This is a genomic window from Thiomicrorhabdus sp. ZW0627 (assembly GCF_029767005.1).
Lineage (GTDB): Bacteria > Pseudomonadota > Gammaproteobacteria > Thiomicrospirales > Thiomicrospiraceae > Thiomicrorhabdus.
In genome coordinates, this window is the sequence record NZ_JARUQR010000024.1 from 1 (window position 1) to 327 (window position 327).

Sequence of the window (327 nt, forward strand, 5' to 3'; positions counted from 1 at the left end):
GGTAGCATTGCTTGGTGCTGCCGGCAGATTCACATTGAGACGATCGCCAATTGATGGAATGGTGCCGTTGGCTATGTCCTGAGCACCTTCCAGGCTACCCGATGTGCCCTTATTGCCCTGCTGATCTGTAATTCCCCAACGGATACCCAGGTCTTCCGAAACATCATCTTTGACCGTGACCATTCGGCTTTCAATCAGCACCTGACGAATAGGTACGTCCAATACTTCAATCAGCTTATGCACATTTTCCAGGATATCGGCCGTGTCTTTAACCAACAGAGTATTGGTTCTTTCGTCCACGGCAACAGTGCCACGCTTGGACAACAG

At 50.2% G+C, this 327-nt stretch carries 1 protein-coding gene; it reads right to left on the reverse strand.

What is annotated here, in order from left to right:
• A partial coding sequence (locus QCB45_RS11530; protein WP_279421195.1) for a secretin N-terminal domain-containing protein occupies positions 1-327 on the reverse strand: 327 nt, incomplete at both ends.